Genomic DNA, 25,722 nt, shown 5'->3' on the forward strand with positions numbered 1-25,722 from the left:
CAACATATCTGGCGTTGACTTTTGGCACGCTGTTGAGTTCTCAAGGAACGGACGCTTCCTTTGTACTCACCCGAGAGACTCTCTCAGGCTTTCCTCCGGGCGCTTCCCTTCGGTGTTTCTTTTTGTTTCTCTTGTTCCTGCGTTTCCCACTCTACCAGATCCGTTTTCCGTTCCGTTCCCGGTTCGGATTTCATTTCCGGTGGCCGTTGGAGGGCCTTTTGCCTTTCGGCGGTTCCGACTTTATCAGAAGTTTTCGGCCGGTCTGACCGGCTCAACTTTCCGAGTGATCGGGAGTGGCTTCTCGATGAATGAAATTCAAGAAGCAGGCAGATGTTAACTGCCGCCGCTGGAGCTGTCCAGCTCTAGGCAACTGTTCGAATCTACCTCCCCGGATCGGTCGTGTCAACGACTTTTCTGGGGCGACGAGGAGACTAGCAGGTCAGATGCGTCGTGCGCACATCACGCAGCGGTGGGGACCGTGGCGCTGCGCTCGGACTCGTCGACGTCGCCGGTCTCACCGGCGCGTGCGGCCCTGCCGCCGAGGACGTACACGTACGCGAGAAACGCCAGTTCCGCGACGACGCCGATGCCGATGCGCGCCCAGGTGGGAAGGCCCGAAGGGGTCACGAAGCCTTCGATGGCGCCGGAGATCAGCAGGACGAGGGCCAGGCCGATCGCCATGCCCAGGGCGGCGCGACCCTCTTCCGCCATCGCCGTGCGTCGCGTGCGCGGGCCCGGGTCTATGAGGGTCCAGCCGAGGCGCAGGCCCGTACCGGCCGCCACGAAGACCGCGGTCAGTTCCAGGAGGCCGTGCGGAAGGACGAGCCCCAGGAAGGTGTCCAGGCGTCCCGCGGAGGACATCAGGCCGATGCCGACGCCCAGGTTCAGCATGTTCTGGAAGAGGATCCAGATGACCGGGAAGCAGAGGAAGGCGCCAAGGACCAGGCACATCGCCGCCGCTTGCGCGTTGTTCGTCCACACCTGGGCGGCGAACGAAGCCGCCGGGTTGCTGGAGTAGTACGTCTCGTACTCGCCCCCGGGGCGCGTGAGGTCGCGCAACTGGGAGGGGGCGGCTATGGAGGACTGGACCTCCGGGTGCGTGCCTATCCACCAGCCGAGCACGGCGGCCAGCACCGCGGACAGCAACGCCGTCGGCACCCACCAATGGCGGGAGCGGTAGACCGCCGCGGGGAAACCGTGCGTCAGGAAGCGCGTCGCGTCCCTCCAGGAGGCGCGGCGCGCCCCCGTCACGGCACTACGCGCGCGTGCCACCAGCTGGGTGAGCCGCCCGGTCAGCTGGGGGTCCGGAGCACTGGACTGGATCAGCGAGAGATGGGTGGCCGTGCGCTGGTAGAGGGTGACAAGCTCGTCGGCCTCCGGGCCGGTGAGCCGGCGCTGGCGGCGCAGCAGGGCGTCTAGACGGTCCCATTCGGCCCGGTGGGCGGTCACGAAGACGTCGAGGTCCATCAGGTCGGCTGCTCCTCGGCTTCTCGGCTTCTCGTACTGCTGCTGCGATTGCTGGAATGACGCGATCCGCGGTCATTTTGGGCACCATCCATAGTCAGCTTGGCAGACTGGCTGTTCCGGGGCGGCTATGAGGATGGGCGGCAGGCGTGAACGATCTGGTGACGGGCGAGGCGGTGGCCCTGGAACTGCGGCCGGCGAAACTGCCGAGCCGTGCCCTTGCCGTGCTCATCGACATGGTCGTCGCCTGGTCGGCCTACCTTGCCGTGACGCTCGGTCTCCTCGCCGCGGCGGGATCGCTCGACGACGCGGCCGTCGCCGCGATCGCGGTGTCGACGTTCGTTCTGGTCCTCGTGGGCGTGCCGATCGCGGTGGAGACGCTCAGCCACGGGCGTTCGCTCGGGAAGCTGGCGTGCGGGCTGCGGGTGGTGCGGGACGACGGCGGGCCGATCCGGTTCCGCCACGCACTGGTGCGCGGGGCCGTCGGGGTCGTCGAGATCCTGCTGACTTTCGGAGTCGTCGCCTGCATCGCCTCGCTGGTGTCGGCGCGCGGGCGACGGCTCGGGGACGTTTTCGCGGGCACGCTCGTCGTGCGGGAGCGGGTGCCCACGAGCCGGACCGAGTACGTGCCCGCGCCGCCGCCGTGGCTGGTCGGACGGTTCGCGGAACTGGACCTGTCCGCGGTGCCGGACGGATTGTGGCTGGCCGTACGGCAGTACCTGACCCGGATGGGGCAGCTGGATCCCCAGGTCGGCTGGGCGATGGCCGAGCGGCTCGCGAACGACCTGGTGGCACGGACCGGGGCCCCGGCACCGGAAGGCGTGCCCCCGGCCGCCTTCCTCGCCGCGGTCGTGCAGGAACGGCAGGCCCGCGAGGCACGGCGCGCTTTCGGCGCCACGGGTACGCCGGGATTCACGGCAGCGCCTGGCTATCCGGCCGACCCCGGTGCCCCCGGTGCCCCCGCACCGGCGCCCACTCCATTTCTGGCACCTCCAGCCCAGCAAGCAGCTCAAGCACCCCAGTCCCCACAGGCACCTCAGGCACCACAGTCACCTCAAGCACCTTCAGAGGCTGAGCATCCCGGCCGCCCCGCCACTGGGTTCGTGCCGCCCGCCTAGGCCCGGCCTCGGCGGACGTCAGGCGAAGACCGACGGTGGTGACTCGAGGTTCTCCAACTCGATGCCGGGGGCCGCGAGGACCACGTCGCCGGTGAGGTGGACGGTGTGCTGCTCCCCCGTGTCCAGGGCTGTGACCTGGTATTCGTCCACGGTCAGAGGGCCGTTGTCAGTGGCGTGTGCTTCTCTCTTCAGCAGGGCCCAGGACTGGTCGAGGGTGCGGGGGGCGAGGACCGGGTCCGTGAAGGCGACCAGGCGTACGCGGGTCGCGGGGGAAGCGGGGGCGAGCCGCAGCAGCCGTGCCGTGGCGACGAGAAAGGCGGGGGATGTGCCGGTGAACGCGTGGGCGGGGGCGCTGTTCTCGGTGGCGTGCGCGCCGGAGGGGTCGGTGCGGACCCAGGTCACGCCGTCGAGGGCGGCCGCGCGCACCTGCCAGTCACCGGCGTGCAGTTCGAGACGGATGGGACGGCCGAGTTCGTCGAGGGCCAGATCGACGGAGCCCTGGTGATCGCCGGAGGGGGTGGTGCGCCGGGCGACATAGCGCCAGCCGGAGGGGCCGGGGGCGCACTGGAAGTGTTCTTCACCGAGGGGGGTGTGATCATGCGGATCGTGCAGCGAATAACGGCCGCGGGGCATGGTGCGTGGTCCTTGTCGGGGGACGTGGCGTAGGGCAGCCGGAGCCGGGGCCGCTACGGAGGCAGGCCCCCGCCGAGGTGGGCGAGGGCCTGCCGGAGCGACGGGTACGTCACCGTTGCCGGTGCCGCCGTCGGATCAGTAGCGGTAGTGGTCCGGCTTGTACGGGCCTTCGACCTCGACGCCGATGTACGAGGCCTGCTCGGGGCGGAGCGTCGTCAGCTTCACACCGAGGGAGTCCAGGTGCAGTCGGGCAACCTTCTCGTCGAGGTGCTTGGGCAGCACGTAGACGCCGATCGGGTACTCCTCCTGCTTGGTGAACAGCTCGATCTGGGCCAGGGTCTGGTCCGCGAAGGAGTTGGACATCACGAAGGACGGGTGACCGGTGGCGTTGCCCAGGTTCAGCAGGCGGCCCTCGGACAGGACGATGAGGACCTTGCCCTCGGGGAACTTCCAGGTGTGGACCTGCGGCTTGACCTCGTCCTTGACGATGCCGGGGATGGCGGCCAGGCCGGCCATGTCGATCTCGTTGTCGAAGTGGCCGATGTTGCCCACGATCGCCTGGTGCTTCATCTTGGCCATGTCCGAGGCCATGATGATGTCCTTGTTGCCGGTCGTGGTGATGAAGATGTCGGCCGTCTCGACGACCTCGTCGAGCGTGGTGACCTGGTAGCCGTCCATCGCCGCCTGAAGGGCGCAGATCGGGTCGATCTCGGTGACGATCACGCGGGCGCCCTGGCCGCGCAGGGACTCCGCGCAGCCCTTGCCCACGTCGCCGTAGCCGCAGATGACCGCGGTCTTGCCGCCGATGAGGACGTCGGTGGCGCGGTTGATGCCGTCGACGAGCGAGTGGCGGCAGCCGTACTTGTTGTCGAACTTCGACTTGGTGACGGCGTCGTTGACGTTGATCGCCGGGAACAGGAGGGTGCCCTCGCGCTGCATCTCGTACAGACGGTGCACGCCGGTCGTGGTCTCTTCGGTGACGCCGCGGATCTCCGAGGAGAGCTGGGTCCACTTCTGCGGGTTCTCGCCCAGCGTGCGGTGCAGGGTCTGGAGGATGACGCGGTGCTCGTCGGACTCGGCGGTCTCGACGGCGGGGACCTTGCCGTCCTTCTCGTACTGCACACCCAGGTGGACGAGGAGGGTGGCGTCGCCACCGTCGTCCAGGATCATGTTCGGGCCGCCGGTGGGCGTGTTCGGCCAGGTCAGGGCCTGCTCCGTGCACCACCAGTACTCCTCCAGGGTCTCGCCCTTCCAGGCGAAGACCGGGATGCCCTGGGGGTTGTCCGGGGTGCCGTTCGGGCCGACGGCGATGGCCGCGGCGGCGTGGTCCTGGGTCGAGAAGATGTTGCAGGAGACCCAGCGGACCTCGGCGCCGAGGGCGACCAGGGTCTCGATGAGGACGGCGGTCTGCACGGTCATGTGCAGCGAGCCCATGATGCGGGCGCCGGCCAGCGGCTGGCTGGCGGCGAATTCCTTGCGGATCGCCATCAGGCCGGGCATCTCGTGCTCGGCGAGGGTGATCTCCTTGCGACCGAAGTCGGCGAGGGAGAGGTCGGCGACCTTGAAGTCTTGGCCGTTGGCGGCAGTCATTCTGAGCTGCTCCTCGTGGTAGATCGAGGGTGGGCATGGCTGACCTGCGGCGTCGGGGCACAGAGCAGCACCGGCGCGCGCAGTGCAGTCCGTCGGAGGCCCTCTCTCCCTCGGCCGGTCCAGGAGCGAACCGCCCGACCGCCATCAGCAGCGACGTCTGGCACTGTCACGAATCTACACCGATTGGCCCAGTGAGCCCCAGCCCGCCTCGGCGGGGAGTGCGGCCGGATCGAGGTCTGCGCGGCGGTACGGAGACCTTGATGGGCCGGGATCTGCGCGCGTTGGGACCTGCTTGTGTCTGCTGCGGGAGGCCTGGATGTCGTGGGCGTGTGCGCGGTGGTGTTCGGCCGAGGTGTGAGCAGATCCACGTGACCGCGTGACCTGTCGGGCCGGGAGCTGGTGCGGGCCGGAGGCTGCCGCGGAGGCCGTGCTGGGCCGTGTTGGGGCTTCTGCGCGAGGTTCGGTGAGGTCGGTCGGGCTCGCCGTGCGGGCGAAGGGTCCCGGGTTTGTCGTGCGTGCGAGGGGCCCCGCACCTGTCTTGTCCGGTGCGGGGCCCTTCGTCTCGTACAGATTCCGGTTGCCGGGCGTCGGGGCTGTGACCGCCCGTTCCGTCCCTGGCGGGCCGGGTGCCCACGGGGACGGCCGGAAGTGGTGCTAGTGGTCGGTCTGCGGGGAGCCGCCCGGGGTCTTCGCCGGGGAGCCGCCCGGGGTCTTCGCCGGGTTGGTGCCTGCTGCTGCCGCTTCCTCGCTGTATATGTCCGGCTCGAGGTAGATGACGCGGGCGATGGGGACTGCATCGCGGATGCGGGCCTCCGCGGCGTTGATGGCGTCGGCGATCTCGCGGGCCGTGTCGTCGTGCTGGACGGCGACCTTGGCGGCGACGAGGAGTTCCTCGGGGCCGAGGTGGAGCGTGCGCATGTGGATCACGCCGGTGACGGTGTCGCCGTCGACGAGGGCCTTCTCGATCTCGGCGACCTCTTCGGTGCCCGCGGATTCGCCGAGCAGCAGCGACTTGGTCTCGGCCGCGAGGACGACCGCGATGAGGATGAGCAGCACACCGATGCAGAGGGTGCCGATGCCGTCCCAGACTCCGTCACCCGTGGCGAGCGCGAGGCCGACGCCGCCGAGCGCCAGGACCAGGCCGACGAGCGCGCCGAGGTCCTCCAGGAGCACGACCGGCAGCTCGGGCGCCTTGGCCCGGCGCACGAACTGCGTCCAGGAGAGCTTGCCGCGCAGGGCGTTGGACTCCTTGATGGCCGTACGGAAGGAGAAGGACTCCGCGATGATCGCGAAGACCAGGACGCCGACCGGCCAGTACCAGTGTTCGAGCTCGTGCGGGTGCTTGATCTTCTCGTAGCCCTCGTAGATGGCGAACATGCCACCGACCGAGAACAGCACGATGGAGACCAGGAACGCGTAGATGTAGCGCTCGCGGCCGTAGCCGAAGGGGTGTTGCGGGGTCGCCTCGCGCTGTGCCTTCTTGCCGCCGAGGAGCAGCAGCCCCTGGTTGCCGGAGTCGGCGAGCGAGTGCACGCTCTCGGCGAGCATCGACGACGAGCCACTGAAGAGGAACGCCACGAACTTCGCCACCGCGATCGCGAGGTTGGCGGCCAGTGCCGCCACGATCGCCCTTGTTCCGCCTGACGCACTCATGTGTGCCCGAATTCCCTTCGCCTGCGTCACTACTACTCGTTGCGCGCGACTGGTCGTTGCGCACGGCTGCCCGTTGCGCACGACTACCCGTTGCGCGCGGCCTGGCACTGCTTTGCCGGGCCTTTGCGGTGGGTCATTGTTGCAGTACGGGACGCGTGCGGGGGTTCAGGCCACCACAGTGGCGCGGAAAACCGTGCCGGTACCGGATACTTCGGCCTTTTCGCCCGCGGGGACGAACGCGGACTGTCCGGGCGTCAGGGCGATGTCGCCCGCGCGCACCGTGCCCGCGGTGCAGAGCAGGATCTGCGGGGTCCCGGCGGTGAGGTCGTGGGCGGCGCCGCCCTCGGCGAGGACGAAGCGGGAGAGGCGGAACTCGTCGATCGGGGTGTCGTAGACCTCCTCGCCGTCCGGGGAGGCCTCCGGGCGGAGGATGCCGGGGTCGGTGGCCTCGAAGCGGACGATGCGCAGGAGTTCGGGTACGTCGACGTGCTTCGGGGTCAGGCCGCAGCGCAGCACGTTGTCGGAGTTGGCCATGATCTCCACACCGAGGCCTTCGAGGTAGGCGTGCGGGACGCCGGCGCCGAGGAACAGGGCCTCGCCGGGCTGCAGCCGGACGTGGTTGAGGAGCATCGCGGCGATGACGCCGGGGTCGCCCGGGTAGTCGCGCGCGATGGCGGCGTACGGGGCGTAGGTGCCGCCGATGCGCTCGGCGGCGGCCGCGGCGTCGGCGACCGTCTTCGCCATGTCGTCCGGGTCGGCGGTGAGCACGGCTGTCAGGACCTCGCGCAGCGCGCCCTCTTCGGGCTTGGCGCGCAGCAGGTCCACGTACGGTTCGAGGGAGTCGACACCGAGGCCCGAAAGCAGTTCGGCGGCGGCGGCGGGCGCGCGGAAGCCGCACAGTCCGTCGAAGGGCGTGAGCGCGCAGATCAGTTCGGGCTTGTGGTTGGCGTCCTTGTAGTTGCGGTGCGGGGCGTCGATGGGGACGCCGCGGCGCCGCTCGTCCTCGTACCCGTCCCCGGCCTCCTCGCGGTTCGGGTGCACCTGGAGGGAGAGCGGGGCGCCCGCGGCGAGGATCTTCAGGAGGAACGGGAGGCGCGGACCGAACTTGGCGACGGCGCGCGGGCCCAGCTCGCGCGCCGGGTCCTCGTCGATCACCTCGTCGAGCGGGCCGCGCTCGGTGCGCGAGGGTGCGCCCGGGTGGGCGCCCATCCACATCTCGGCCTGCGGCTCGCCGGTCGGCTCGGTGCCGAGGAGCTCCGCGATGGCGGTGGTGGAGCCCCAGGCGTAGGGGCGGATGGTGTTGGTGAGGCGGTCCACGGAGAGGGTCTCCCTTATGGATACGTGCGGGGGCGCGGGGTGCGCGGCGCGCGGCTGTGTGGGGTGCGCGGCGTGCGCGGCCCGCGGCTGTGTGGGGTGCGCGGCGTGCGCGGCCCGCGGCTGTGTGGGGTGCGCGGCGCGCGGCTGTGGGGGGCTCGGGCGCGCGGGGCTCGGGCGTCCGGGTGGTGCCGCTTGTGCGTGCCGGTGGCTGTGGCGGGGGTGACAGCCGTGGCGGCGGTGTCGGCAGGGGCGGTGCTCGTGTCCCTGCCGGCGCCGGAGTTCAGGCCGATGTCGGTACCCGGGCCTGCGGCGGTGCCTAGGCTGATGTCGGTACCCAGGCCTGCGGCGGTGCTGTTGTTTGCGGTGGTGCCGAGGCCGGGGGCGGTGGCCCGGCCTGCGGCGGTGTCCTGGTTTGCGGTGGTGCCGAGGTCGGGGGCGGCGCCTCGGTCCGTGGCAGTGCCCTCGTTTGCGGCGGTGCTCGAACCGGAGGCTGCGCCCCGGCCCATAGCAGTGCCCTCGTCTGCGACGATGCCCGAACCGCAGGCTGCGCCCCGGCCCATAGCAGTGCCCTCGGTTGCGACGATGCCCGAACCGGGGGCTGCGCCCCGGCCCACGGCACTGGCGGTGCCCGTACCCGTGCCTGCGCGCTCGTCGGGCGACGGCGTGCAGGCCGGGTGGTGCGGCGTCGGCGCGTGGGATGCGTCGGTGCCGCCGGGCGGCGTCGTCGTCATGATCCGTCTCCGGAGGCGAGCGCCAGGTAAACGGCCGCGAAATCCGTGATGGCGATCAGTTCGGCGAGGCGTTCCAGGTCGCTGCCCTCGGCCGGTTCCAGCTCGCTGAGCGCCACGTCGTGGCCGTGGGCGAGTTCGCGCGCGGCGGGAGCCGCGGTCAGGCCGCCGAGGTCGGCGGGCTGTTCCCGGAGCAGGACCACGCGGGCGCGCAGCCGGGCCGGTTCCTCGACGCGGTCGCGGAAGAAGTCGTCGCTGTCGGCGGCGCCCGCCGGGCCGCCCGCAAGGAGCGCGGCGTGCGCGGGCAGCGCCTCGGGCAGCTCCGCGGCGAGCGCCGGGTGCCCCGCGAGCTCGGCGAGCGCGGCGGCGAAGCGGCGGCCCGCCATGCCCGCGCTGTGGCCCTCGGTCCAGATCAGCGGCAGCGACTCGGAGAGTTCGGCGGCGAGGGTCTTCGCGGGGTTGCTGTACGTCGCGATGGCCGGGCCGCAGCGCTCGGCGGCGGCGTCCAGGCGGTCGGCGACCTTCTGCAGCGCCTCGACGGGGGCGGCGATCAGGCCGGTGCGGTCGAGGAGGACCAGCAGCGGCGTGAGCAGCGCCCACAGGGTCCCGGGGGCGGCCGCGGGGGCCTCCGGCGGGTCGTTGTGCGGGGAGGTCAGGGGGCCACGTTCGTCCGGCACACGGTGGGCCGCGCCGACCGTTGCGGGGCCTTGCGGGGCTGCGGGGTCCTGCCCGGGGCTGCCTGCCGGCGGGCTCTGCGGGGACTCCGGGCCCTGAGGGGACGCGGGGTCTCCCTGGGCGGAGCCTGCGGAGTCGTCGCGGGCGAGGAGGCGGCTGTCCGCTTCCCCGTACGTCGTCGTCCCTCCGTACGCCGTCACGCCCGGCGCCAGCGCCATCGGGACCGCCAGGCCGTGCGAACCGGTCACGCTCTCGGCCAGGGGCGAGCGGGCCGGGGCGATCGCGACGACGGTGCAGCCGCGGCGGTAGGCCTGCTCGGCGAGGAGCGTGAGCCCTGGTTCCGTGCCGTCCGGGGTGACGATGAGCAGCAGGTCCACGGGCCCCGTCCAGCCCGGCAGCGCCCAGCGCAGGGCGCCCGCGGCGGGGGCCACGCCCGTGGGGGCCAGGCGCACGACGGGACAGCCGGTGCCCGCGAGGGCGCCGACGAGGTCGGCGACGCCGGTGGCCGCGGTGCCCGGACCCGCGATCAGGACGGCGCGGGGGCGGCCGTCGGGCTTGAGCTCCGTGAGGCCGGACTCCGTGGCGTGCCGGACCGCGGTCCGTACGCGGGCGCCTGCTTCGGCGGCGCCGCGCAACAGGTCGTGCAGGTCCGCTCGGGCCAGGGCCTCGGGGGCGTCTAGGAGCGACTCGTCGAGCATGGGGCGGCCTCCGATCGCCGTGCGCGGCAGGGGTGTCCCTTCCAGGGTGCCCCTTCTCAGATCGTCATCCGGTTCTCCGGTCGGATCGACATCCGGTCCTCAGATCGACATCCGGTTCTCCGGTCGAATCGTCTTCCGGCTCTCAGACCGTCATCCGGTCCTCAGAGTCGTCATCCGGTTCAGAGCGTCATCCGGGGCGGCGGGCCTCGTCGACCAGGAGGACGGGGATGTCGTCGCGGATCGGGTAGGCCAGGCCGCACTCCGTGCCCTCAGCGGTGCAGATCAGCTCGGTGTCCGTCTCCTTCAGGGGGGCGTGGCAGGCCGGGCAGGCGAGGATCTCCAGGAGGCCGGCTTCGAGCGGCATGTGCGGGTCCCTTCGGGGTGGTGTGGGCGGGGGTTTGTGGCCTGGTCAGCGTACCGCCGGGGGCGGGGGTGGGCTCGGGTGAGGCCGGGCTGCGCCCTTGCCTGCCCCGGGGCGGGGCCGGGCCGGTGCGGCGGGTGCGGGCCGGTGGGTGTTTGTGCCCACCCGTTCCGCCGTGCGGAACGCCTGCCCACAAACGCGGCGGACAAGGGGTGCGCCCCAGCAGAACACGGGCCCACAAACACGGCGGACAAGGGGCGCCCCCAGCAGAACGCCCCCACAGCAGACATCCGGGCGTGCCCCAGCCCCTCTCGGGATCGGAGGTCAGCCCCTGATGATCTTCAGAGCCTCGTCGCGTACCCGGTGCATCGTGGGTTCGTCGCGGGCCTCGGCGTTGAGGCGGAGGAGGGGCTCCGTGTTCGAGGCGCGGACGTTGAACCACCAGTCGGTGGCGGTGACGGTGAGGCCGTCGAGTTCGTCGATGGTGACGCCGTCCTGGCCCTCGTACGCGGTCCTGATGGCGGCGAGGCGGGCCGTCTGGTCGTCGACCGTGGAGTTGATCTCGCCGGAGCCCGCGTACCGGTCGTACTGCTCGACGAGGGCGGAAAGCGGCCCCTCCTGACCGCCGAGCGCGGCCAGCACGTGCAGTGCCGCCAGCATGCCCGTGTCCGCGTTCCAGAAGTCGCGGAAGTAGTAGTGCGCGGAGTGCTCGCCGCCGAAGATGGCGCCCGTCTTGGCCATCTCCTCCTTGATGAAGGAGTGGCCCACGCGCGTGCGCACGGGCGTGCCGCCGTTCTCGCGGACGACCTCGGGCACCGACCAGGAGGTGATCAGGTTGTGGATGACCGTGCCCGAGCCGCCGTGCTTGGCGAGTTCGCGGGCGGCGACCAGGGCGGTGATCGCGGACGGCGAGACCGGGCCGCCGTCGCCGTCGACGACGAAGCAGCGGTCCGCGTCGCCGTCGAAGGCGATGCCGAGGTCGGCGCCCTCGGCGCGCACGCGCTCCTGGAGGTCGACGATGTTGGCCGGGTCGAGCGGGTTGGCCTCGTGGTTGGGGAAGGTGCCGTCGAGCTCGAAGTACATCGGTACGAGAGTGAGGGGCAGGCCTTCGAAGACCGTGGGTACGGTGTGGCCGCCCATGCCGTTGCCCGCGTCGACGACGACCTTCAGGGGGCGGATGGCGGTGAGGTCCACGAGGCCCCGCAGGTGCGCCGCGTAGTCCTGGAGGGTGTCGCGGCTGGTGAGCGTCCCCGCCGTCGCTGCGGGTGCGGGCGCGCCCTCCTCGGACCAGCGCTCCACCAGGGCGCGGATGTCCGCGAGACCGGTGTCCTGGCCGACCGGGGCGGCGCCCGCGCGGCACATCTTGATGCCGTTGTACTGGGCGGGGTTGTGCGACGCGGTGAACATCGCGCCCGGCAGGTCGAGGGCGCCGGAGGCGTAGTAGAGCTGGTCCGTCGAGCAGAGGCCGATCTCGGTGACGTCGACGCCGAGTGCCGCCGCTCCGCGCGCGAAGGCGCGGGACAGGCCGGGCGACGAGGGCCGCATGTCGTGGCCGACGACGATCGCCGTCGCGTCCGTCACCCGGACGAAGGCGGCGCCGAACAGTTCCGCGAGCGACTCGTCCCACTGGTCCGGGACCACCCCGCGCACGTCGTAGGCCTTCACGAGCTGGGACAGATCAGCAGTCACGGCCAACCCTCTCTGCAAAATTCTGGGAGCTCGGCAAGCCCTCGTCGATGGCAACGAACTTCGTCGGTGGCAACAAACTACCCGGAACACCGGAACGGAAGCCGCCCACCGGAACGGAAGCCGCCTCAGGGCAGCACCTTGCGCGGTACGTCGCCCTCCTTGCCGGCGAGTCCGACGGTCGCGCACCGCGCGAACTGCGTGAACTGCGCACACCGCGCGAACTACGTGAAATACGTGAACTACGCGAGGGAGGTAAGAGCACCGTACGCAGAGAGGGAGGAACGCCGTACGAGGCGTGTGAGGCGTGTGAGGCGTGTGCCTCAGTTGTCCGGTGAGCGCAGCACCCGCAGATGGCCGCGGCGCGCGACCTCCATGGGGTCCGCCCCGCGGGGCCCGCTCCCGCCGGCCTCCGCCGCCCGCTCCTGCGGACGCGCCGCCTCCCGCACCGCGTTGGCGAGTGCTTCGAGGTCGTCGCCGCTGGGGCGGGCGGGGCCCGAGCCGTCGGCGAGGCGGACGACCTCCCAGCCGCGCGGCGCGGTGAGGCGCTCGGAGTGCTCGGCGCACAGGTCGTAGCAGTGGGGTTCGGCGTAGGTGGCGAGCGGGCCGAGGACCGCGGTCGAGTCGGCGTAGACGTACGTCAGCGTCGCGACGGCGGGACGGCCGCAAGCGGTGCGCGAACAGCGACGTACAGGGCTCACGACGTTGGACGGTACCGCACTCTTGAGCGGGCCGCGACGACTCTCCCCGAGGTCACTCCCCCGTGTCGTGCTGTGATCCCGCACACAGGGACTTTCGAGGGTACGCCCGCTGACCTGCGCGGACGCAAGGGGCCAGAGGGGCGGGCGGTGTTGGACGCGATCACTACATGGTGCAAATCCTGCCAATCGGAGCGAGCTCGGCGGTCCCGGATAGATGCGCAATCGAGCCCGAGCTTGGCCGGAATGGTCAGGAAGCGACATGCCGCGCTCCGTACGGAAAGGGCGATCTCGGGGACTACGCTTCCCCAGTGATGGAAGACCCCGTACAACCCCGCCCCGCCGAGCCGAGGCCCCGCCGACGCGACCGCCACGGCAGGGGCATGCGCGGCCCCGTCGCGCCTCCCCAGGTGCCGCTGTCCGCGAGCCGCGCGGAGGCGTTCACGGACCTGGTGCAGGACTCCGTGGAGCGTCTTGAGCGGCGCTGGCCGCAGCTCACCGAGATCGACTTCCTGGTGCTCGACGTGCCGCCCACCGTGACCGAGGACTCCGGTGGCGCGGGTGCCGCCCCCGGCGACGAGGGCTGGGAGGCCGACGCCGTGCCGCTCGGCGGCACCATTTCGGCCTCCGACGGCAGGCCCGCGCGGGTCGTCATCTACCGGCGGCCCGTCGAGATCCGCACCAAGGGGCGCGACGAGCGCGCCGCCCTGGTCCACGAGGTGGTCGTGGAGCAGGTGGCGGAACTGCTCGGGCTCTCGCCGGAGTCGGTGGATCCGCGGTACGGCGAGGAGTAGGGCGGACCGGACCGCCCGTACCTGCTTCCGCCTTCTGTAAGACCCCGAAAAGACCCCGAAGCCCGCCTACTTCTGCAGCACCCCCAAGTCCTGCTCGGCCGTCGGCACCGACACCGTCCCCTTGTCGTCCGGCAGCGTCTGGACCGTGAACATGGGGATGCCGTTCTCTGGCAGCTCCAGCATGCGGGCGGCGTGCACCGGGCCGCCGGACTCCTGCTCAACAGTGAGGGCGTAGGACCCCTTGAGGCCGGACGGCACCGGCGGGTCGATGCCGAGCGTCGTGCCGCCCTTGACCGTGTACGACTTCGTGACGGGCTCCCCCGCCTCCGTGCCGGCCGACGCCGTGACCTTGACGCGGGCCGTCTCACCGGGGGCCACGAGGGAGAGCGTGGCGCCCTTGGCGCGGTTGTCGGCCGCGGTGGCCCGGTCGCCGACCGGGGCGGTCGCGGGGATGAACGCCGTCTCCTGCTTGTCGCCCTTGCCGCGGGTCACGCGCAGCGCGGCGACCACGGGGGCCGCCTCGTCGGCGGCGGTGGGCGTGAGGAGCAGCGAACCCGCCTCCCCCTTCGTGACGTCGTCCAGGTCGACGGCGGCCGTCATCCCGGCCTTCACATGCAGCGTCTCGTGCCCGGCCGGGGTGATCGGGCCCGTCGGCGAGGCCAGCCGCACCTTCAGGTCGGCGTCGGCCTCGCCGGGCGCGAAGGCGACCAGGCGCACGGACGTGGCGTCCTTGGGGATGCCGGGCAGGACCAGGTCGGGGGCGGGGTCGGCGGAGGCGGGCAGCCAGTCGCCGCCGAGATCGTCGTCCGCGGAGTGCACGGCGGCGGCCACGCGCCCGCTGCGCGCGACGACGTGCGTCGTGACGTCGTCGTACGGCTTGCCCGCGAGCGTGGAGAGCAGCACCGGGACGCTGGAGTGCGGCTGGATCTGGATGGACTGGCCGACGTCGGCCTTGATCGTGCCGTCGCGGCCGTACAGCTCGACGTCGACGACCGCCGCCGCGTCGTCCGGGTTGGTGAGGTGGATGTAGTCGCTGCGGCCCTTGGCGGTGCTGGTGCCGGGGAACCAGAACTCGCTGTCCGGGGCGACGCAGTGGGCGCCCAGGAGGCCGCGCCCGGCGCCGGCGCTCACCGTCGTGGTCTGCTGGACGGACCAGCCGGGCGCGAGGGCGCCGTCGGCGGCGCCGACGAGCGCGGGCGCGTCCGCCCCCGACTCCTCCCCGGTGACGGGCTTGCCCGGTGACTTCTGGGTCAGGAACGGCTTGACGTCCTTCGCCTTGCCCTCGTCGCCCTGGTGCGCGTCCGTCAGCGCCTTGGGAGCGGGGCGGAGCACGGCCGAACCGCCGCCCGCGGCACCCTGCGAGACGGGCGTGAAGGCCGTGTACGTGGTCTCGGCGAGGTCCGAGGTGCTGGGCTCGGGGCACAGCAGGCTGGTGCGCTCCACGGGTAGCCGCCTGGCCGTCTTCGCGGGGCCTTCGTCCTCGGAGCCGGTGACCGAGGCGAAGCCGGTGAGGGCGGCTAGGGCCGCCGCGACGGCGATCAGGGACACGGTGCTGCGGTTCACTGCCGGCTCCCGTCGGGGTGCTCACTGTCGGTGCCGTGCGGGGGCCGCTGCGGCATCGGCGGGGTCTCCTGCGTGTAGGGGGCGCCACCCGGGCTGCCGGGGGGCGCGGGAGGTACGGGCGGCACGGGAGCAGCAGGAGCCGAAGGAGTCCCAGGAGCGGCGGGGGCGCCCTGTCCGTAGGTCCCGGCCTCGTACGCCTGGCCGTAGCCCTGCTGGTCGCCGCCGTACATCCCGCCGTAGGCGTACGGGTCGTACTGGCCGCTGTGCGCCGGGCCGCCGGGGTCCGTGCGGTAGGGGTCGGCCTGGTACGGCTGCTGTCCGTAGGGGTCGTACTGGTCGGCCCCGCCGGGCTGGTCGGAGCCGTAGGGCTGGTCGGTGCCGTAGGGCTGGTCGGTGCCGTAGGGCTGGTCGGTGCCGTAGGGCTGGTCGGTGCCGTACGTGCCGTGGTCGGCGCCCGTCGGCGCGGGCTGCCACGGCTCGTGCCCCGGGGCCTCCGGGGTGTGCTGGGCGGGGACGGCGCTCACGCCGGGCTCATGGGAGTCCCCGCGCGCCCCATGCCCACGGTGTGCGCCGTGCGCCCCACGCCCTCCGTGCGCGCCGTGCGTCTCATGCGCCTCGTGTTCGCCGTACCCGCCGCCGTGTGCACCGGGCTCCCCGGGCTCCCCCGGTGTCCGGGGCGGGGCCTCCTGGGCGGCCTGCTCGCTCTGGGCGCGCAGCCTGCGGGCGCGGCGGCCCTCGCCCGCGACGGCCTGGGCGGGCACCACGGGCTCGTCGGGCAGGTCGTCGTCGACGTCGCGGCGGCGCCCCGGCAGGGCGAGGACCACCAGGACGACGGCGAGCGCGCCCTGCGCCCACAGCCAGGCCGTGTGCGCCATCGACCGCTCGTACGTGACGTCGAGGTGGCCGCCGGACGCGGGCAGCTCGAAGCCCTGGGCCCAGCCGTCCACGGTGGTGCGGGTCAGTGCGTGGCCGTCCAGGGTGGCCGTCCAGCCGGGGTCGGCCGCGTCGGCCAGGCGCAGGACGCGGCCCTCCTCGCCGTCAGGGATGGAGGTGTGCAGTTCGACCGGGCCCGCGGCGACCGGCTCCGGGTCGCCGGACTTCGGCACGACGGCGGCGCGCGCGACCTGCCGGTCCACGCGCCACAGGGCGCTGCCGTCCTCCTGGCTGAGCCGGGTCAGACCGGGGGTCGCGTCGAGGGTGCGGCTCAGGCCGCGCGCGGCTCCGTCGCGGACGAGGACGTAGCGCACCGCGTAGCCGCCGAGCTGGTCGGCCTGGTCGGCGCCGGAGCCCGCGAGGAGCCGGGCGACGATCCGGTCGAGCCGCCCGTGGGTGCCGTCCGCCGCGGCGATCTCGGCGTCGCCGAGGCGGGCGCCGGAGCCACGGACGAGCGTGTACGCCACCTCGGCGGGCGAGGCGCTGTCCAGGACGAGGGTGCGGGCCTGGTCCTCGGTGCCGCTCTCCTCGGCGACGAAGGCGGGCACCTGCACCGGGTCGCGCCGCTCCAGGGGCCCGTCGGCACCGGCGATCATCCACCCGGCGGCGGCGACCAGCGGTCCCAGGGCCGCGGCGAGGGCGATGAGCGCGGCCACCGGCTGCCGCCAGCCGAAGCTCAGCTCGGCCACGCGCGCGCGGGCACCGTCGGCGCCGAGCGCGGCGGCGGCGAGCAGTGCGATGCCGTACGCGAGCGTGGCGGGGCCCGCCCACACCGAGCCGTCGGCGAGGACCGCGAAGAGCAGGGCGACGAGGGCCGCCGCCCAGGCGGTGCGGACCGCCGTCTGCCGCTGGCCGCGGAGCAGCGCGCCGAGCGCGGCGAGGACGACGCCGAGAAGGAGCAGCCCGCTGACCGTGCCGGGCCCGCCGGGGCTGGCGCCGAGCAGGTCGAGCGGGGACGCGGCGCCCTTGCCGTACGCGAGTCCCGCCTCCTTGAAGAAGCCGGACGGCAGCAGGGAGAGCGACCAGGGCGCGAGGAGCAGCAACGGGGTACCGAGTGCGGCGAGGACCCGCAGGGCGTACGCGGTGATGTCGCGGCGCCGCACGGCGAGCAGGGCCAGGCCGAGGACGAGCGCGATGGGCCACACGATCGGCGTGAAGGCCGTGGCGACGGTCAGGAGCAGCGCGTACGCCCAGGTGGCGCGCCAGCTGCCGCGGGCGCCCTCCGGGGCGGCGAGGCCGCTTGCCGCGACGCCCGCGCGGGCGATGAGCGGCAGCAGGATCGCGAGCACGGCGGTGCCGATGTGCCCGCCCGCGAGCGCGCCGGTGGCTGCGGGCAGGAAGGCGTACGCGACGGCCGCCCAGGCGCGCAGCAGCCGGGACTCCACGAGCGGCCGGGAGGCGAAGTACGCGGCGATGCCCGCGAGCGGCACCGAGCCGACCAGGAGCACCGTGACGGCGAGTCCCGTGGACCCGAGGAGCAGGGAGGACAGGAGGGCGACGATCGCCACGTACGGCGGTGCGGCCTCGGTGCTTCCGATGCCGACCGGATGCCAGCCGTCCAGATGGCGCGACCAGAGCGCGGAGGCGTCGGCGGGCGCGGGGAGCAAGGCGCCGCCCGCGAGCGCGCCCCCGCCGAGCAGGGCGCGGCAGGCGACGAGGGAGATCAGGAGCAGGAGCAGGAAGAGCACGGGTCCCGGCTTGCGGGCGATGCGCTTCAGGCGGGCGAACTGCTCGATCTCCAGGAAGTCGGCGTCGTCGCCGCCGGGGCCCGACTCGACGGCGCCGTGCCGGCCCGCGGCGGACGCCTCGGTGTCGGAGTCGCCGACGAGATGGCCGGCGACCTGTTCCACGGTGGCGCGGACGGTGGCGCCGGGTGGCGGGAACAGCGGCCGCATCTCGCCCGCGTCGACGGCGGGCCTGCCGCGCTTCTTGCGTCCCACGAGGATCCGCTCGGGCCGCAGCAGCGTGCTGAAGAGGCCGGCGACTTCGTCGAGGGCCTGTCCGGGGGCCTTGCCGACGAGGTAGGCGAGCGTGCGCAGGACCGTGCCGACGACGAGTCTGACGAGGACCCAGGGGAGGACTGTCGTACGGGAGTTGACCAGGAGGGTGTAGGCCGCGCCTGCCTTGTCGACGCGGTGCGGCGAGGAGGCGGTGCGGCCGACGCAGTCGACGGTGCGGCGCTCGCGCGAGGCGGCCTCGGCGTGCCGGACGACGGCGTCGGGGGCGACCAGGACGCGGTACCCCTCGGCGTGCGCGCGCCAGCACAGGTCGACGTCGTCGCGCATGAGGGGCAGCCGCCGGTCGAAGCCGCCGAGCCGCTCGAAGGCCTCGCGCCGGATCAGCATGCCGGCCGTGGACACGGACAGGACGGGGCGCACGTGGTCGTGCTGGCCCTGGTCCTGCTCGCGCCGGTCGAGGCCGGTCCAGCGGCGGCCGGAGTGGGCGATGGAGACGCCCACTTCGAGCAGTTGCCTGCGGTCGTACCAGCCGCGGAGCTTGGGGCCGACGATGGCGATGTCCTGCGGGTCCTGGCCGAGTTCCCGCTCGTTCTCGACGGCGCGCAGGAGCTCGGCGAGGGCGCCGGGTTCGGGCGCGCAGTCGTCGTGGAGGAGCCACAGCCACTGCTCGGGCTCGCCGTGCGGCAGCTCCGGCATGTCGTACGTCTCGTCGCGCCAGCTGCGGCTCACCGGGTCCCAGCCGCTGGGGCGCTTGAGGTAGGGCAGGTCATCGGGCGTGAGCACGGCCGCCGTGCGGACGGCCTCGTCGACGGCGGTGCCGAAGCCGGAGCGGCGCGCGAGGTGCAGCACCCGGTCCTGGCCGAGGGCTTCGGTGAGCAGGCGGGCGGAGTCGTCCGCGCTGCCGGTGTCGGCCGCGACCGCGTTCTGGACGGGGCGGTCCTGGCCGAGGAGTCCGGCGACGGCGTCGGGCAGCCAGCGGGCACCGTCGTGGGAGACGAGCACGGCGGTCACGACATGCCGTGGGAACTCGGGCGGGTTCCCGGAGTCGAACCCGGCCGCGCGGGACGGGTCGAACCCGGCGGCAGCGCCTACGTGGCCTGCCGGGTGGCTGTGCACGGACATCGAGGTACGGGCCCCGGTTCGCTGGACTGCGGTGGACGCCCGCGCTCCGTGAGGAGGGTGTGGCGTCTCGGACGGGGCCCCACACTAACGGCTGGCACCACAACAGCCCGCCGCCTGTGGATAACCCTTGGGCGACGGGCTGTTCGTGGTGTGGGTGGTGCGGTGCTGCGGGGAAGGTGTGCTGTCGCGGGCCGGCCGTATGGTTTCCGGCCGAACGGCCCGCGGGCCGGGGGTCAGACCGCCGCCTTCTTCAGGCGGCGGCGTTCACGCTCCGACAGACCGCCCCAGATACCGAAGCGTTCGTCGTTCGCGAGTGCGTATTCAAGACATTCCGAGCGGACCTCGCAGGCGAGGCAGACCTTCTTGGCCTCGCGGGTGGAGCCGCCCTTTTCGGGAAAGAAGGACTCGGGGTCGGTCTGGGCGCACAGTGCGCGCTCCTGCCAGCCGAGTTCCTCGTCCGCGTCCTCGACCAGCAGTTCCTGAACCAGCTCGGTCATCTGCGCCCCTCGTCCGTCTTCGCGTCCCCGTCGTGCTGCCGTTACCGATTTCGGCTGAACGACACGAGTGAAATTACAAGTGCGCCGATCCGGGCCAGTCAAGCCGAGATCTGCTATTGGGCCCCTTATTCACTCTGCGGAACCAAGGCTTTGCGGAAAGTGTTCAAATCTACCTAAACCATGACATGCGTCGGCGACCCGTCCAGCACCTGCCCCGCAATGAGCTCTCCATGACAGGGACGCCACGACACTCACACCCGTTGCATCGGACGAAACCGAAGCGAACCGGATCACATTCGGATCACAGGATCACAACGGCGGTCGAGCGCCGGTTGACGCGCCGGTTGACGCGCCCGCGAGCGCCGGATCATGCGGCTTGTGTCCCCGGAACGACTGCACAAACCTTTCGCCGGGACGGGGAACCGGATGAGGTGAAACATGGTCCACATTTCGGACATAGAGTTGACAGCAGAGGTGTGAACCGCTGTCCTGGTGGGCATGCTCGCGAACTTGGCGCTTTCCGCGACCCGCCCCGGCGGGTCCTCCGGTGCTGCCCCCGCGCGCGGTCTGTGTAGCTGTCCCTGTATCTGCGCCTGTCCCAGCTGTTGAGGCCACCCGCCTCCGGCTGCTGAGCGCATCTCCTCCCTTTGCACCCCTCTGCTCCTCGCGCCCTCCACCGGGTCCTCGCGACCCCGCACAGGGCCCGTACGCCCCTTTCCTGCGACACCCCAGCACTCACACGTTGAGGAACCACCGCACCATGAACAGCGACAGCGACCTCCAGATCGCCGGCGACATCCTCGAGGTCCCGCACCTCCTCCAGCCCGCACGCGAGCACCCCGTCACCGTGGCCGAGTTCGTCGGCCTGGCCCGCGCCATCGCCGCCGACCGCTCCCAGTGGGAACACCTCGTCGAGTACGACGCCGCCAGCCGCTGGTACCACCGCCTGCGCAGCGGCCCCGGTTACGAGGTGTGGCTCCTGTCGTGGGTGCCCGGCCAGGGCAGCGGACGGCACGACCACGGGCGCTCCAGCGGCGTCCTCACCGTCCTCCAGGGCGAGTTGACGGAGCGTACGGACCGGGGCACGCGGGCGCTCGACGCCGGCGCGCAGCGCGTCTTCGCGCCCGGATACGTCCACGAGGTCGTCAACGACGCCCTGGAACCCGCCGTGAGCCTGCACGTGTACTACCCCGGCCTGACCGAAATGCCGATGCACACCGCCCGCTGCGAGGCGCGCGCGCCGCAGGATCCCGTGACCGCCTGACACGATGTCGTACCCGCCTGCGATGCTGGGCGCATGCGCATTGTGGTTCTGGCCGGCGGCATCGGCGGCGCCCGTTTCCTCCGCGGCCTCAAGAAGGCCGCGCCCGACGCGGCGATCACGGTCATCGGCAACACCGGTGACGACATCCACCTGTTCGGCCTGAAGGTCTGCCCCGACCTGGACACGGTGATGTACACGCTCGGGGGCGGCATCAACGAGGACCAGGGCTGGGGGCGGGCCGACGAGACCTTCAGGGTCAAGGAGGAACTCACGGCGTACGGCGTGGGACCCGGCTGGTTCGGGCTCGGGGACCGGGACTTCGCCACGCACATCGTGCGCACGCAGATGCTCGCGGCCGGCTATCCGCTGAGCGCCGTCACCGAGGCGCTGTGCGAGCGCTGGCAGCCCGGTGTGCGGCTCATCCCCATGTCCGACGACCGCGTCGAGACGCATGTCGCCGTCGAGGTCGACGGCGAGCGCAAGGCCGTGCACTTCCAGGAGTACTGGGTGCGGCTGCGGGCCTCCGTGGACGCGCACGCGATCGTGCCCGTCGGCGCCGAGCAGGCCAAGCCCGCGCCCGGCGTCCTGGAGGCCATCGCCGAGGCGGACATCGTGTTGTTCCCGCCGTCCAACCCCGTCGTGAGCGTCGGCACGATCCTCGCCGTCCCCGGCATCCGCGAGGCCATCGCCGAGGCCGGGGTGCCCGTCGTCGGCCTCTCTCCCATCGTCGGCGACGCGCCCGTGCGCGGCATGGCCGACAAGGTCCTCGCCGCCGTGGGCGTGGAGACCACCGCCGCCGCCGTCGCCGAGCACTACGGCAGCGGCCTCCTCGACGGCTGGCTCGTCGACACGGTCGACGCGGGCACCGTCGAGCGCATCGAGTCCGCCGGAATCCGGTGCCGTGCCATCCCCCTCCTGATGACGGACGAGGACACCGCCGCGGAGATGGCGCGCGAGGCGCTGACGCTGGCGGAGGAGGTACGGGCGTGAGCGGCGACGCGGGCGTTCCCGGCGACGCCCCGGCCCCGCGCGGGCGGCACGACGACGGGCCTCCCTCGTTCCGGGTGTGGGCGGTCGCGGGGATCCCCGAGGTGCGGCGCGGCGACGATCTCGCGAAGCTGATCGCCGCGGCCGAGCCCGGTCTCGCCGACGGCGACGTCGTGCTCGTCACCTCGAAGATAGTCAGCAAGGCCGAGGGGCGTGTCGTCGCCGCCGACGACCGGGAAGCGGCGATCGACGCGGAGACCGTGCGCGTGGTGGCCCGGCGCGGGACCCTGCGCATCGTCGAGAACCGGCAGGGCCTCGTCATGGCCGCGGCCGGCGTCGACGCCTCCAACACGCCCGCCGGGACGGTCCTGCTCCTCCCCGAGGATCCCGACGCGTCCGCCCGCGCCGTCCGCCAGGGGCTCAGGGACGCGCTCGGCGTGGACGTCGGCGTGCTCGTCACCGACACCTTCGGCCGCCCCTGGCGGGCCGGCCTCACGGATGTCGCCATCGGCGCCGCGGGGGTGCGGGTCCTCGACGACCTGCGCGGCGGCACGGACGCGTACGGCAACCCGCTGAGCGCGACGGTGGTCGCCACCGCCGACGAGCTGGCCGCCGCCGGCGATCTGGTGAAGGGGAAGGCCGCGGGGTTGCCGGTCGCCGTGGTGCGGGGGCTTCCGCATGTGGTCAGGGGCTTCGGCGGAGCGGGGGGTGGCACCGGTACTGGCTTCGCTGCCAGCACCAGAGCCGAAGCCAGTACCAGTACCGAAGCCAGTACCGGTGCCGCTGCCGGTACCGATGCCAATACCAGTACCGATGCCGGGGATCCGGGTGCGCGGGCCCTCGTGCGGGCGGCCCGGGACGACATGTTCCGGCTCGGGACCTCCGAGGCGGTGCGGGAGGCGCTGTCGCTGCGGCGGACCGTGCGCGAGTTCACCGACGAGCCCGTCGACCCCGGCGCCGTCCGGCGGGCCGTCGCGGCCGCCGTCACCGCGCCCGCGCCGCACCACACCACCCCCTGGCGCTTCGTCCTCCTGGAGTCCGCCGGGTCCCGCACCCGGCTGCTCGACGCCATGCGGGACGCGTGGGTCGCCGATCTGCGCCGGGACGGCAAGTCCGAGGAGTCGATCGCCCGGCGCGTGCGGCGCGGCGACGTCCTGCGCAACGCGCCCTACCTGGCCGTGCCCTGTCTCGTCATGGACGGCTCCCACACGTACGGGGACGAGCGGCGGGACGGCGCCGAGCGGGAGATGTTCGTCGTCGCCGCCGGGGCCGGGGTGCAGAACTTCCTCGTGGCGCTCGCCGGGGAGCGGCTCGGGTCCGCCTGGGTGTCGTCGACGATGTTCTGCCGGGATGTGGTGCGGGGCGTTCTCGGGCTGCCGCGGGAGTGGGATCCGATGGGGGCTGTGGCCGTCGGGCATCCGCTTGTGCCTCCGGCGGTTCGGGGGGAGCGGGAGGCGGAGGAGTTCCTGGTGGTGCGGTAGGGGGCGGTGGGGCCCTGCGCTCCGCGCCTCGTCCTCAAACGCCGGACGGGCTGAAACCCCCGCCGGGAGCGGTGCCGCACCGGTCTCGGCCTCACAGGAGGCCGATGTCCGTCCTCGGCATGCGTGGCTTGCGGCGCGGAGGGACCTGGCCGCTGAGGAGGATGAGGCGGGCCGCCCGGTGGCGCTGGCCCTCGTAGGGGGCGAGGAGTTCCAGCATGCGGGCGTCGTCGGCGGTGCGGTCGCCGTCCAGGGCGTAGCCGACGATGCCGGGGAGGTGGAGGTCCCCGACCGTCACCTCGTCGGGGGCGCCGTTGCTGCGCTGGACGGTCTCCGCGGAGGTCCAGGGGCCGATGCCGGGGATCACCTCCAGGCGGGCCCGCGCCGCCGGCGGGTCCATCGTCGCCGCTTCCTCCAGGCGGGCCGCCACCCGCACCGCCCGCAGGATCGTCGACGCGCGCTTGTTGTCGACGCCTGCCCTGTGCCACTCCCAGGACGGGATCAGGGACCACGTGCGCGGGTCGGGCATCACATGCATCCGGGCCTGCGCCGGGGTCGGCCCCGGGGCGGGCTCGCCGAACCCGCGGACCAGCAGCCGCCAGGCGCGGTACGCCTCGTCGGCGGTGACCTTCTGCTCCAGGACCGACGGGATCAGGGACTCCATGACCAGTCCCGTACGGGTCAGGCGCAGGCCGTGGCGGCGGCGCCAGGTGTGGGCGACCAGGCGGTGGCGGGGGGCGAAGTGCTCCGGGGTGTCGGTGGCGCCGAGGAGGTGCGGGAGGCGGTCCAGGAGCCAGTCGGCGCCCGCTCCCCAGGCCTCCGCCTCCGCTTCCGCCGTGCTCCGGCGGAGGGCTACGCGGAGGGTGGCCGGGCCTGCCGGGGTGCGGGTGGCTCGCCAGATCGCGCCGTCGGGGGTGGTGCGGAAGGTGGGGTCCGCGGGGCCCCTTCGCAGCGGGCCGAGGGTGAGGGCCAGGTCCACGGGGGCCTGGGGGGTCCATGTCCGGCGGATGCCCGTCGTGCGGGCGGTCGACCGGGGGGTTGCTGTCTCGCCGCCGCGCACGGTGGTGCGGGTGGGGCGGGGGGCGAAACGGGAGGACACCCCGTCGAGGGTACGGGGTGCCCTCGCGGGTGCGCCCCAGGCCCGCCCCTTTCCCGTAACCAGGGGCGCTGCGCCCCCTGGACCCCAGCTCTTGTCGGCGCTGCGCGCCTCGTCCTCAAACGCCGGACGGGCTGAAAACTTCGCCGGGGCGGGTGGGAGAGAAGGGTGGGTGGGTGGGGGAAGACCGCCGCGGAGTGGCGGCTCGTTGCGGGGTCTCCGCTGGGCGGCAAGGAACCCGGACGTGCGCTCAGAGCCGGTGCGGCGAGGGGAAGGGCGGGTGGGTGGGGAGAAAGGGTGCACCGGCAGGGTGCAGGGTGCGGGCTACTGGTCGGAGGAGAAGCGGACTGCCCCCGCCGGCAGTCTGGCTTCGCACCAGACCCGCGCCCCCGCCCGCAACTCGTTGTCGGCCCCGACCCGCGCCCCGTCGCCCACCACCGCGTCGGTGAGGACCGAGCGGGCGCCCACGGAGGCGCGGGCGCCGATGAGGGAGTCGGTGATGACGGCGCCGGGTTCGATGACCGCTCCGGACAGGACCGTGCTGCCGACCAGGCGGACGCCCTCGCCGACGACGGCGTCCTCGCCGACCACCGTGCCGCCGGTGAGCTTGGCGCCGGTGGCGACCCGGGCGGAGGGCAGGACGAGGCGGTCGCCGCAGCGGCCGGGGACCGCGGGGGACGGGGCGCGGCCGAGGACCAGGTCGGCGGAGCCGCGGACGAAGGCCTGGGGGGTGCCGAGGTCCAGCCAGTACGTCGAGTCGACCATGCCCTGGAGGTGGGCGCCGGAGGCGAGGAGGTCCGGGAACGTCTCGCGTTCCACGGAGACGGGGCGGCCCGCGGGGATGGTGTCGATGACCGAGCGGCGGAACACGTACGCGCCCGCGTTGATCTGGTCGGTGACGATCTCCGCGGGTGTCTGGGGCTTCTCCAGGAAGGCGGTGACGCGGCCGGTCGGATCGGTGGGGACCAGGCCGTACGCCCGCGGGTCGGACACCTTCGTCAGGTGCAGGGAGACGTCCGCGTCGACGCGCCGGTGCTCGGCGACCAGGGCGCGGATGTCCAGGCCCGTCAGGATGTCGCCGTTGAAGATCAGGACGGGGTCCTCGGGGCCCGAGTGCAGGCGGGCGGCGACGTTGCGGATGGCGCCGCCGGTGCCGAGGGGCTCCTCCTCGGTGACGTACTCGATGTGCAGGCCGAGCGCGGAGCCGTCGCCGAAGTACGGCTCGAAGACCTCGGCCAGATAGGACGTCGCGAGGACGATGTGGTCGACGCCCGCCGCCCGCGCGCGGGCCAGCTGGTGGGTGAGGAACGGGACGCCTGCCGCGGGGACCATCGGCTTGGGCGTGTTCACCGTGAGCGGCCGCAGCCGGGTGCCCTTGCCGCCGACCAGGAGGATCGCTTCTGTCACCT

Annotated in this window: 20 protein-coding genes; 6 read left to right on the forward strand and 14 right to left on the reverse strand. The window is 72.8% G+C overall.

All coding sequences use genetic code 11. The features are described 5' to 3' along the window. The coding region (locus GPA10_RS42065) for a hypothetical protein (RefSeq protein ID WP_214660348.1) at window positions 1-266 on the forward strand (266 nt) is incomplete at its 5' end. 193 nt (window positions 267-459) lie between these two features. On the opposite strand, the gene GPA10_RS13980 is transcribed toward GPA10_RS42065, so the two are convergent. Further along, window positions 460-1,467 (reverse strand): stage II sporulation protein M, encoded by a 1,008-nt coding sequence (locus GPA10_RS13980; RefSeq protein WP_157165844.1) that lies wholly within the window; start codon window positions 1,465-1,467, stop codon window positions 460-462. Between the two features lie 146 nt (window positions 1,468-1,613). Between GPA10_RS13980 and GPA10_RS13985 the strand changes: the two genes are divergently transcribed. Beyond that, window positions 1,614-2,582 (forward strand): RDD family protein, encoded by a 969-nt coding sequence (locus tag GPA10_RS13985; RefSeq protein WP_343040807.1) that lies wholly within the window; start codon window positions 1,614-1,616, stop codon window positions 2,580-2,582. Between the two features lie 18 nt (window positions 2,583-2,600). Here GPA10_RS13985 and GPA10_RS13990 read toward each other — a convergent pair whose 3' ends face one another. The 8 genes from GPA10_RS13990 to GPA10_RS14025 all read right to left on the reverse strand — a co-directional run bounded on the left by GPA10_RS13990 (window position 2,601) and on the right by GPA10_RS14025 (window position 12,624). Beyond that, window positions 2,601-3,215, reverse strand: a complete 615-nt coding sequence (locus tag GPA10_RS13990) for a hypothetical protein (RefSeq protein ID WP_157165845.1) — start codon at window positions 3,213-3,215, stop codon at window positions 2,601-2,603. A 135-nt stretch (window positions 3,216-3,350) separates the two neighbouring features. Then, window positions 3,351-4,805 (reverse strand): adenosylhomocysteinase, encoded by a 1,455-nt coding sequence (gene ahcY, locus GPA10_RS13995; RefSeq protein ID WP_058845937.1) that lies wholly within the window; start codon window positions 4,803-4,805, stop codon window positions 3,351-3,353. A 654-nt stretch (window positions 4,806-5,459) separates the two neighbouring features. Beyond that, on the reverse strand, window positions 5,460-6,458 hold the full coding sequence (locus GPA10_RS14000) for a cation diffusion facilitator family transporter (protein ID WP_058845938.1): 999 nt from the start codon (window positions 6,456-6,458) through the stop codon (window positions 5,460-5,462). Between the two features lie 165 nt (window positions 6,459-6,623). Then, window positions 6,624-7,775, reverse strand: a complete 1,152-nt coding sequence (gene manA / locus GPA10_RS14005; protein ID WP_343040808.1) for a mannose-6-phosphate isomerase, class I — start codon at window positions 7,773-7,775, stop codon at window positions 6,624-6,626. Between the two features lie 727 nt (window positions 7,776-8,502). Further along, window positions 8,503-9,876, reverse strand: a complete 1,374-nt coding sequence (locus GPA10_RS14010) for an SIS domain-containing protein (RefSeq protein WP_157165846.1) — start codon at window positions 9,874-9,876, stop codon at window positions 8,503-8,505. Between the two features lie 187 nt (window positions 9,877-10,063). After that, the gene (locus tag GPA10_RS14015) at window positions 10,064-10,240 is read right to left on the reverse strand and encodes a Trm112 family protein (protein WP_079085956.1); all 177 of its coding nucleotides are present in this window, start codon (window positions 10,238-10,240) and stop codon (window positions 10,064-10,066) included. 321 nt (window positions 10,241-10,561) lie between these two features. After that, the gene (locus GPA10_RS14020; protein WP_058846382.1) at window positions 10,562-11,926 is read right to left on the reverse strand and encodes a phosphomannomutase/phosphoglucomutase; all 1,365 of its coding nucleotides are present in this window, start codon (window positions 11,924-11,926) and stop codon (window positions 10,562-10,564) included. Between the two features lie 320 nt (window positions 11,927-12,246). Next, window positions 12,247-12,624 carry a DUF3499 domain-containing protein gene (locus tag GPA10_RS14025; protein ID WP_030572613.1) on the reverse strand — a complete coding sequence of 126 codons (378 nt, stop codon included), beginning with the start codon at window positions 12,622-12,624 and terminating at the stop codon, window positions 12,247-12,249. Between the two features lie 311 nt (window positions 12,625-12,935). Between GPA10_RS14025 and GPA10_RS14030 the strand changes: the two genes are divergently transcribed. Continuing rightward, window positions 12,936-13,415 (forward strand): metallopeptidase family protein, encoded by a 480-nt coding sequence (locus GPA10_RS14030; RefSeq protein WP_058845942.1) that lies wholly within the window; start codon window positions 12,936-12,938, stop codon window positions 13,413-13,415. Window positions 13,416-13,481: 66 nt separating this feature from the next. On the opposite strand, the gene GPA10_RS14035 is transcribed toward GPA10_RS14030, so the two are convergent. The 3 genes from GPA10_RS14035 to GPA10_RS14045 form a co-directional block, all read right to left on the reverse strand. After that, entirely contained in the window at window positions 13,482-14,978 is a 1,497-nt protein-coding gene (locus tag GPA10_RS14035; RefSeq protein WP_343040809.1) for a DUF5719 family protein, read from the reverse strand. Beyond that, window positions 14,975-18,991 (reverse strand): glycosyltransferase family 2 protein, encoded by a 4,017-nt coding sequence (locus GPA10_RS14040; protein WP_157165848.1) that lies wholly within the window; start codon window positions 18,989-18,991, stop codon window positions 14,975-14,977. Before GPA10_RS14040 ends, GPA10_RS14035 begins: the two co-directional genes overlap by 4 nt. A 233-nt stretch (window positions 18,992-19,224) precedes the next feature. Further along, a complete protein-coding gene (locus tag GPA10_RS14045; RefSeq protein WP_016642094.1) occupies window positions 19,225-19,488 on the reverse strand; it encodes a WhiB family transcriptional regulator in 264 nt (87 codons plus the stop codon). 760 nt (window positions 19,489-20,248) lie between these two features. On the opposite strand from GPA10_RS14045, the gene GPA10_RS14050 reads away from it, so the two are divergent. Genes GPA10_RS14050 through GPA10_RS14060 form a run of 3 tightly spaced genes read left to right on the forward strand, consistent with a single transcriptional unit; the run spans window position 20,249 to window position 23,220 of the window. Then, complete coding sequence (locus GPA10_RS14050) at window positions 20,249-20,752, forward strand: cysteine dioxygenase (RefSeq protein WP_058845944.1); 504 nt, start codon at window positions 20,249-20,251, stop codon at window positions 20,750-20,752. A gap of 33 nt (window positions 20,753-20,785) precedes the next feature. Further along, the gene (cofD, locus tag GPA10_RS14055; protein ID WP_058845945.1) at window positions 20,786-21,742 is read left to right on the forward strand and encodes a 2-phospho-L-lactate transferase; all 957 of its coding nucleotides are present in this window, start codon (window positions 20,786-20,788) and stop codon (window positions 21,740-21,742) included. Then, window positions 21,739-23,220 (forward strand): coenzyme F420-0:L-glutamate ligase, encoded by a 1,482-nt coding sequence (locus tag GPA10_RS14060; protein ID WP_425505740.1) that lies wholly within the window; start codon window positions 21,739-21,741, stop codon window positions 23,218-23,220. Before cofD ends, GPA10_RS14060 begins: the two co-directional genes overlap by 4 nt. A 91-nt stretch (window positions 23,221-23,311) precedes the next feature. Here the strand turns inward: GPA10_RS14060 and GPA10_RS14065 are convergent, their stop codons facing one another. Then, window positions 23,312-24,316, reverse strand: coding sequence for a DNA-3-methyladenine glycosylase family protein (locus GPA10_RS14065; protein ID WP_343040810.1), 1,005 nt, complete (start codon window positions 24,314-24,316; stop codon window positions 23,312-23,314). A 321-nt stretch (window positions 24,317-24,637) separates the two neighbouring features. Continuing rightward, window positions 24,638-25,720, reverse strand: coding sequence for a mannose-1-phosphate guanylyltransferase (gene manB, locus GPA10_RS14070; RefSeq protein ID WP_343040811.1), 1,083 nt, complete (start codon window positions 25,718-25,720; stop codon window positions 24,638-24,640). Between the last annotated feature and the right edge of the window lie 2 nt (window positions 25,721-25,722).

The sequence above is a fragment of the Streptomyces typhae genome (assembly GCF_009755605.1).
Classification (GTDB): domain Bacteria; phylum Actinomycetota; class Actinomycetes; order Streptomycetales; family Streptomycetaceae; genus Streptomyces; species Streptomyces typhae.